General features: G+C 55.2%; 4 protein-coding genes. 3 read left to right on the top strand and 1 reads right to left on the bottom strand.

Annotation, left to right across the window (positions count from 1 at the left end; translation table 11 throughout):
• Positions 1–359 precede the first annotated feature (359 nt).
• Positions 360–2,027: a phosphoethanolamine transferase gene (locus P1S46_11395; protein ID MDF1537080.1), complete on the top strand. Its 1,668-nt coding sequence runs from the start codon at positions 360–362 to the stop codon at positions 2,025–2,027.
• Between the two features lie 691 nt (positions 2,028–2,718).
• Here P1S46_11395 and P1S46_11390 read toward each other — a convergent pair.
• A complete protein-coding gene (locus P1S46_11390; GenBank protein MDF1537079.1) occupies positions 2,719–3,372 on the bottom strand; it encodes a transposase in 654 nt (217 codons plus the stop codon).
• Between the two features lie 272 nt (positions 3,373–3,644).
• Between P1S46_11390 and P1S46_11385 the strand changes: the two genes are divergently transcribed.
• Positions 3,645–3,968 (top strand): metalloregulator ArsR/SmtB family transcription factor, encoded by a 324-nt coding sequence (locus tag P1S46_11385; protein MDF1537078.1) that lies wholly within the window; start codon positions 3,645–3,647, stop codon positions 3,966–3,968.
• 388 nt (positions 3,969–4,356) lie between these two features.
• The gene (locus P1S46_11380) at positions 4,357–4,965 is read left to right on the top strand and encodes a DUF2703 domain-containing protein (GenBank protein MDF1537077.1); all 609 of its coding nucleotides are present in this window, start codon (positions 4,357–4,359) and stop codon (positions 4,963–4,965) included.
• Positions 4,966–5,209 lie beyond the last annotated feature (244 nt).

The following is a 5,209-nucleotide window of genomic DNA, read 5'->3' as shown; positions in this document are numbered from 1 at the left end:
AGGAAAGGGAAAACGACGCTTTTCCCTTGCCGTGGAGCGAAAAGTCCCGGATTGGACTTTTTGCGACTCTATCAAGCAGGGACACCCGAAATCCGCGATTGTTTTTGCCAACCTCCGGTCGGGGCATCGGAGAGGCCGTTTTTTCGGTCCCGGTCCGAAGAACGGGTCCGGGCGGCGTCAGGAACTGTTGAGTGACGCCCCAACCCCGGCTGGAGGGGTCCAACAGGTGGATTTCGGGTATTCGCGGTTTGTTGACCGTGTTGGCCCCGCTTTGTATACTCAGTGACTTTTCAGACAACAATGGAATGCTCATTATCCTGACGGGCAGGACGTGTATCGATGAATTTCGAGGGTTGTAAATGCTGTATTTGATCAGGGTTGGAGGATACATAGCCGCCGTGACCTTTTACGGGGTCATGGGCTGGCTGAACTTCATCCAGGCTGGCAAGGTCGGTTTCCTGGGAGCCTTGTCAATCCTCACCGTAACCTCGTGGACAACGAAAAAGGGGCAGGAGAGCCGACCCGGCAGGGCGGCGACTTTCATCACCTTCCTGCTTTTTGCGGGGATCATCTCATTCCAGGGGTTTGTAAGGGATATCTTCGGTGTCGCCCACGATGACATTATCGTGATAGCGGCCCTGTTCAACACGGACGCCAGTGAAGCTTCGGAGTTTGTGCTCCAGAACATTTCCTACATCGGCAAGCACCTGGTTGTGATACTTGTCGTTGCAGGCGTGTATTGGTTCCTCCTTGGCTGGAAGCCGCGAAGGAGCAGGACCCGGGAATCTCTCAAGGCCGACACATCCGGGGTTCCCGGTAAAGATGGAGCGCCGGTCTCCAGGCAGAAAAATGTTCTCCCCCTGGTTCTGACCGTCCTGCTGCTTCTCGTTCATCTCAACCCCACCACCCGCAAGGAAAACCCGCTCCTTTATTTCCCCATCCGGCATGCCAAGTGGCAGAAGGATCTGAAGCGGGTCGAACAGGTCCGGGACAGGATCGATGCCGCCATGGACATGGATGAGGCCTTCAAAGGATTGGACTACACCGGCGACGAGGATCGGACGGTGGTTTTCGTGATCGGTGAGAGCACAACCAGGCTCAACTGGTCCATGTACGGGTATCCCAGGAAAACGACACCACAACTCGAGGCCATGGGTAAGGAACTGTTGAGTTTCAGGGATGTCATCACGACCGCTGCGTCAACGGTGGGGGACATCCAGTTGATCATGGGGCCGGCGACCCGCGAGGATCCCGGGCGGTTCGAAAAGACGCCGGACCTTCTGTCCATGGCCCGCAAGGTTGGATACAAAACGTTCTGGATCACCAATCACACGACAGACCTGACCGGTTCCATCGCGATCATCGCCAAGCACGCGGATGAGATCGTGAGCACGAACCGGGGGGGGTCGAGGACGGAAAGCTCATATGATGAGGTGGTGCTGCCTGCCTTGAAAACGGCCCTGGAGGATCCCGCTCACAGGAAGTTTATCGTCCTTCATCTCCTCGGCGCCCACCCGGTCTTTTATTTCCGCTACCCTGAACCGTTTGCCGTGTTCAACGGTGTCGAAGACGAAGTGACAAGGGAGATGAAAAAGGCCGGCCGGAATTTCGGTGTGATCAAGTGGCGGGGTTTCTACGACAACGCCATGCTTTACTCAGACCACGTTTTGAAAAAGACCATCGACCTGTGCGGGGAAAGTGGTCAATCGGTGGCCTGGCTGTATATCCCCGACCACGGGGAAGATGTCGGCCACTATACAAATTTCATAGGGCACAACCACAGGGTCCCGGCCATGTATGAAATCCCCATGATCTTATGGCGTTCCCCTTCTTATCCGGAGTTCCGGGTGGAACCTGAACAGTTGGCTCAAAGGCCTTACCAGACAGATCGTCTTGACCATACCCTGCTGGGCCTCATGGGGATCTCCGGCGAGTATTATGACCCCGCGGCCGACATCCTGTCGCCGGATTTCACCCCTGCTCCCAGATCCATCGCCGGGAAGCCCTATGGAAAAAGCCGGAACTAAGAATGCGGAACCAGCCTTCGCATGAACCTCCTTCGTTTAAACTTCGAAGGTCAAGAGCTACGGCTGGCCCGAAATCAGATTGGTTTTGATCGGCCTCCGGTCGGGGCGTTTGCGGAGCCGTTTTTACCGTCGGCGGCCACCGGGAGGTTCAACCAGCGACCCGATGCCGCCCACCCGCTCCGGGAATCCGACCGGGGATGTCCCATCGCCGGATTTCTGGCAGAGTTCCCCCCTGCCCGCGGCAGCCAGGCTCCGGAACACCTCACACGCCTCTTTTCAGTCACGCCACCGGCGTGATTACGCCATCGTGAAGATAAGGATCCTCCGCCGGATCATTTCGAACAAACCATAGTACGCCTACTGGACCTTCAGATACAACTGACCCGCGTGACGCGCGACTTTGCCCGCCACCTGGTCCAGACGCCAGAGCATCCCGCCCGGTGTCAGAGCATCCCGCCCGGTGTCAGAGCCAGAGGGAGGGATACGGTCCGGTTCGGACAAATAAAGGACAATCCTGGATAAAAATTGAAGGATTTACCGGCTCGGGAAGATCAAGGGTGTTTGGTTTGGAGGTTCGGGATCGAAAAGAGGGCCAAGGCCGGTCAGAAAAGACCGGCCCCATGGGTTTTGAGCGTACCCGTTCCTGGAAACCTGGTTTCAAGGAAAGCAAGGTACCGAATAAAGGATATTTTCAGGAGGCGGGACAGCAGTAGGTATCGTACATCTGTTGCTTAAAGTCGGCCGAACCGAAGAACATGCGTCTCAGGCCCTTCTTCACATTGTCATCCGTGAACCCGAAGCCCTCGTCCAGGACCAGGATCTTGAAAAACTCCCTGGACCTTCTCTTTCCCTTGCCCCAGCGCATGGCCAGGTGATCGTCGACGAGCAACACGTCCAGCTTGTTGCCAAAAGCCCAGAACTGGAAGGAAGAGTATGAAAACTCCTCCAGATCGTCAACCATGCCGGCTCTTTTGGGGTTGCGGTAGATGTACCTTACACAGGCCATGTAGTATTCGTCCGTATCGATGATACACGACCCGTACCTGCCCCCCCACAGGTGTCCGGAGCGTCCGACCATTTTGTTGTACCGGACGGCGATCCTGGAGTTGAGGTATTGCATGGCGCGGTGAAGGTTCTCTTCGGTGGTGGTGGCGATGATGTGATAATGGTCGGACATGAGGACCACGTGGTGGATGAGAAAGCTATATTTTTCATGGGTTTCCTTCAGTGCCTGGAAGAAGATGCGGGTGACCTGCCGCTGATTGAAGCGGAAGGTCCGGTTGTTGGTCCGGCACGTTAAGTGGTAGGGGTAGATGTTCTGTATGACCCGCAGTGGACGTCCCATGCAGGAGACGCTGCAAGGATGCTGCCAAAACTCCATACCTTCCGGAAAAATATGTTTGTTCTTGCTCTGACACAGGGGTTACTCTGACACAGGGGTTACTGACACAGGGGTTACTTGCTCTGACACCGGGGTTAGACACCGGGGTTACCGGGGTTATACACCCCCGCCGGTCTCTTCTCACTGCGATTATGTCCACAGTAAGTCCAACACGAAGAAACGCTTGACGGTCCCTAGCTGGTTGGCTATATTGCCAAAAAGCCAAGGAGGATTTCATGGAAAAGGCATCTCTCGCCCCTTATGAGAACCAGGCAGCCGTTTTCAAGGCCCTGGCACATCCGGCCCGTCTGTTCATGGTTGAGCAGATCGCTGCTGGTGAAAAGTGCGTTTGCGAGTTGGTCAACATGCTCGGGCTTGATACCTCTACGGTCTCAAAGCATTTAACGGTCCTCAGGAACGCCGGGGTGCTGGTGGACCAGAAAAGAGGCAACATGGTTTTTTTCACGGTACGGATGGAGTGCGTGGTCGGGTTTTTTTCCTGCGTCCGGAAAGCTCTGGAAAGTCAGGCCCGCGAACATCTCGCGGCTGTGGCGGGATGAAGAAACGTTCAGCGAGTAATCGGTTTTTTACTGTTTTATCCGTTATTTAAAGAATCCTTGCCGGAATAAATAGGGGTTTAACGTCGTTTGAAGCTTGAGGTTTGGTGCTCCGCCGCCCGCGGGCGGATCCGAGGTCCAGCTTCCATGACAGGAGGGATAGAGGAATCGGGACGGGAACGGGGTGTCCAGCATGGATCAACGCAACATTGATAGGGTCGCAAAAAGTCCAATCCGGGACTTTTCGCTCCACGGAAAGGGAAAAGCGTCGTTTTCCCTTTCCTCACAAATCAATGACTTACGGTGCGGGTCATTGATTTGGGCACCCCACGCGGGGTGCGTTGATGGACTTTTTGCGACTCTATCAACATTCGACATGGGAGAAGATAAGATGAAAGAAAAGGAAACGGGATGGTTGGTTGATACCGATCCGGGTTGCGGCTGCGGATGTGGGCCAGACAGGCTACAGACATCCCCGGAGAACGTTCAGGGGACCCGGGCAGGTAGGAATATCCTGGATGTGGAGCTGCTGGCGATAGACCTGGAAACCTGCGAGCGCTGCGTCCCCACCGGAGAACAGCTCAGGACCGCGGTGCGGCTTCTCAGACCGGTGGCTGAGGCTCTGGGCGTGGTGTTGATGTACCGGGAGACCGTTGTGCGGACTCCGGAAGAGGCGCAGGCCAGGGCCCTGCTCAGCTCGCCGACGATACGGGTAAACGGCCGGGACATCGCCCAGGACATCCGCGAGTCGGAGTGCGCCTCCTGCGGAGATCTGACGGAAAAAAACGCCATAATTGAGTGTCGTGATTGGCATTACCGGGGCGAGGTTTATCCTTCGGTACCCCTCCCGCTTCTGATCGAAGCCATCATGGAAGCCATGTTGAAAATAGATGACCTGCCGTTTTTCACTTCGGGGCCCCTGGAGGAGCTTCCGGAAAACCTGAAGCGGTATTTCGATAACAGAAAACAGGTTAAAAACATGCCATCCTGCTGCTGTTGACGGTTAATTTAAGGCGCCGACAAATTTTGCATAGATAAATTTCTGAGACTGAAAGGAACAGAAATTTATATGGAGTGGAAAAAGGAATACAAACCACTGCTCTACATTGTGGGCAGCTTCCTGCTGCTCTTCTTTCTGCCTATCGAGTCGATCCGCCTTCAGGGTGCCATCGTTGAATCTTTCGCCCTGGCAAAATGGTACGCCAGGGAGCACGTGATCCTCTGCCTGGTGCCGGCTTTTTTTA

Source organism: bacterium (assembly GCA_029210545.1).
In the GTDB taxonomy this organism is placed as follows: Bacteria; BMS3Abin14; BMS3Abin14; order BMS3Abin14; family BMS3Abin14; genus JARGFV01.
Note: the sequence above shows the minus strand (reverse complement) of the source record. Positions and strands in the feature narration are given on the sequence as shown.